The sequence below is a fragment of the Aquiluna sp. genome (assembly GCF_965064355.1).
The window spans coordinates 1-3,449 of record NZ_CBCHRQ010000094.1 but is presented as its reverse complement, the minus strand read 5'-3'; the positions used below and the strand labels follow the sequence as shown (position 1 = coordinate 3,449).

Sequence of the window (3,449 nt, the reverse complement as noted above, 5' to 3'; positions counted from 1 at the left end):
AAATAGTCTGAGAATCTTCGAGCGCGCTGAACGCAGTGAATCAACGCTGATCGACATTCCACCCCTACCATTTGCCTAAACGATTGGGATAAGTCTGTTAGCAGGGTTTGTCCGGACATTCGTTTGGTACCCCACTGGGAACGCAATTGGCAACACCGCACCCTTAGGGGTGGATAAGTAAATACAGCTTCCTTTTTGTCCCTATTGGGAACAGATTTTTGGGCTAACTCGCTTGCCCGGGAGCCCACTTCTTGGAGACCCCAGCCGACAAAAGCATTAGAGCTGCCAATAAGTAGAACACTCCACCAACACTCGCGGCTGCAACGGCACCAGCTACCACCGGAACTACGACCTGACCAAAGCGATTTGAGGTCAATCGAATTGAGATTGCTAGGCCACGATTATTAGGACTGGAGATTCTCGATACCCAGGCCATGGTCGCTGGCTGACCAATTCCCATCGCAAATCCGGTGACAGCTAGAAGCGCTGCAATTAGGTAGAACTCGGTGCTGACCGCGATACCAATTGCACCCAACATCGTCACGGCCGACCCGATAACAAGAATTGCCCTGAGGCCAAAGCGATCTCGCAGTGGCCCGAGCACAAATCGAACTGCCATCGAGAACAGCGCTCTGATAGCTAGAAGGACGCCGATTTGGGTAACGCTGAAGCCAAGCGCAATACCTAACAGCGGGAGGTAGATCAGGGTGACATCCACAACCGCTGTTGTGGCACCCGCAACGAATATGGCGGGCTTATAGCCGGGCACTGCGAAGACCTCTTTGATCGAGCCTTTGGGTGACCCATCGCCAGTTGAAGCCAGCTTCGCGAACAGTGGAATCGTCGCGATTGCGCCAAGGATAAACAGCGCGGCAGCAAACCAAAGTGCTGGTGCCACGATGATCTCTGGACCATCTGATTCAGCTAGGTAACCGCCGACAAATGGTCCAACGGCGTGACCCAGTGATGCGTAGAAGGTCAGCAGGCCAAAGTTGGTCTCATACTTTTTGTCTTCGGAGAACTGAGCTATCAAAGTCTGCCCACCAACCATCGCTAGTAGGTGACCTGTTCCCAGGATTGGCATCCAGAGCATGAGCTGCCAAACCTGGTCGGCAAATACCAGACCGATGGTCGCTGCGATGGCGAGTAAGGGGCCGAGGAAGGTAGCCCGCCCAGCAAAACCAAAGTCAACCCACTTGCCTACTGGAATGGCAAACAAAAATGGAGCTAGCGCAAAGGTTGCACCAATCACGCCCACCAAAGTGGCATCCGCACCAAGGTTTACCGCTTGATAAGTGGCCATCGGCCTAACTACATACACTCCAGCCTGAATAAGGGCGGAGTGAATCAGGACAAGGACCAGCCACCTACTCGGTATTGGTCTTGTGGTTCGCAATTATGCCTGCTGTTTTGATCTAACGAGCTTTATAACCTGAGGTGCGACTAGCACCAGGGCTAGAAGTACATAGATAGAGATGGTGAATGGGGTGCTCACTAGCACGCTCCAGTCACCGGCCGCACTTTGCAGTGCTCGACGGAATTCCTGCTCGGCCATAGGCCCAAGAATCACACCGAGGATCAAAGGCGTTACCGGATAGCCAAACTTTCTAAACAGCAAGCCGATGATTCCAATGACTACCGCTGCCCAGAGATCGAAGGCGCTGTTGTTCAGCACATACGCTCCCACCATGGCGAAGGTAACAATGCCTCCGTAAAGATACGGCGCTGGAATATCAAGCAGCTTGGCCCAAAGGCCTACCAGCGGAAGGTTGATCACCAATAGCAGCGCATTGCCAATGAATAGCGATGCGATAAGCGTCCAGACCAAAACTGGCTGGTCGGTGAAAAGCAGTGGTCCTGGACGGATGTCGAACTGCTGGAATGCGACCAACATAACCGCTGCAGTTGCTGAGGTCGGAAGGCCCAGTGCCAGAAGAGGGACCATGGCGCCGGCGGCGTTTGCGTTGTTCGCAGCCTCAGGTCCTGCAACACCTTCGATTGCGCCATTGCCAAACTCGTTGTGCTTCTTGCGAGCCAATCGCTTTTCCAGCGAGTAGCTCAGGAAGGTTGGAAGCTCAGAGCCACCGGCAGGTATTACACCGGTTGGGAAACCAATTGCGGTTCCACGCATCCAGGGCCAGAAGGATCTCTTGAACTCTGCCTTTGTCATCCAGGCCAGACCAGAGAACTTGTTCTTGGCTACCCCGCCTAGCTTGCCGTAGAGCGAGACATAGAGCGCCTCGCCCAAAGCAAACAGCGATACGACCAGTACAACGGTTTCGATGCCATCGAATGCTTCTGGGATTCCAAAGGTTAGACGGGAAGATCCGGTTTGCAGATCTAGGCCAATCAAGCCAATGGAGAGACCGAAGGTCAGAGCAATCAGGCCACGTCTCATCGACTGGCCCAGGACTGCACCCACAGTTCCAAAAGCCAAAACCATAAGTGCGAAGAAGTCGGCCGGGGTCATGCGGATACCGATCCAAGCAATCGTTGGGGATGCGACAGCCACGATTCCGGTGGCAATCGCACCGGCGACAAACGAACCAATGGCCGCGGTAGCAAGAGCTGCGCTAGCCCTACCGTTTCGGGCCATCTTGTTGCCCTCGATGGTGGTCATCACCGAGCCAGATTCACCAGGGGCATTTAGCAGAATTGAAGTTGTAGAACCACCAAACATTGCGCCGTAATAGATAGCGCCAAACATGATTAGCGCCGCGGTCGGGTCAACCGCAAGTGCCACCGGAAGCAATAGCGAGATTGCAAGAGCTGGGCCGATGCCCGGCAGCACACCAACCAAAGTTCCAAGAATTGTTCCCAACAGGGCAAAGCCCAAGTTGGTCAAAGTTAGTGAGTTAGCAAATCCAGCTAAGAAGGAGGAGAAATCCATTACCAGCCTCCATCTTCTTCAACGATTACGCCGTTTTCGTCGACGATCTCTTCGGTTGGGGCATTTTCATTCACAGGATTCAAAATGTTGTCAACTGTGTCAAGCCCAGAAGGTAGCTGGAGCTGGAGGCCTTCGTTGAAGGCAAAGAATATCGCTAGCGATATAAAGGCCGCTATCAAAGCGGTCCGGAGGTTGCGCTTTGCACCGATGGCTTTCGCCACCATGAAATAGAGCACCGCTCCCATGATTGGGAAGCCAAGAATAGGCATTAGCAGGCTGTAGAGGACAAGGGCAGTAGCCAAAAGGCCAAAGGCTTTCCAGTTTGGATCGGATACGGCTACGCCACCCTCAACGCCTTCTGGAGTGCCGCGTTCGCCCCTAAGGACCGCAATAATTTGTGATCCGGAAAGCACCAAAAGTAGGCCACCGACTATGTAAGCAAATACCTCGGGTCCGACAAATCCAACCGCGTTGGATTTCTTCATGCCAAAGGTGTCAACTAAAACAACTACCGCAACAACAAAGAGGAAGCTGGTGAAAACCAGCTCCCCCTTTGCTG

3 protein-coding genes are annotated in these 3,449 nt (G+C 53.4%); all 3 read right to left on the bottom strand.

What is annotated here, in order from left to right:
- Window positions 1-223: 223 nt before the first annotated feature.
- Window positions 224-1,396, bottom strand: coding sequence for an MFS transporter (locus tag AC128V_RS06825; protein ID WP_482763922.1), 1,173 nt, complete (start codon window positions 1,394-1,396; stop codon window positions 224-226).
- On the bottom strand, window positions 1,397-2,890 hold the full coding sequence (locus AC128V_RS06820) for a tripartite tricarboxylate transporter permease (protein WP_482763921.1): 1,494 nt from the start codon (window positions 2,888-2,890) through the stop codon (window positions 1,397-1,399).
- On the bottom strand, window positions 2,890-3,449 hold a 560-nt coding region (locus AC128V_RS06815; RefSeq protein WP_482763920.1), incomplete at its 5' end, for a tripartite tricarboxylate transporter TctB family protein. The genes AC128V_RS06815 and AC128V_RS06820, both read right to left, overlap by 1 nt.

Bases quoted from the DNA above. Each gene is read 5' to 3' on its own strand.
- AC128V_RS06820 (WP_482763921.1), bottom strand. From the start codon at position 2,890: ATGGATTTCTCCTCCTTCTTAGCTGGATTTGCTAACTCACTAACTTTG.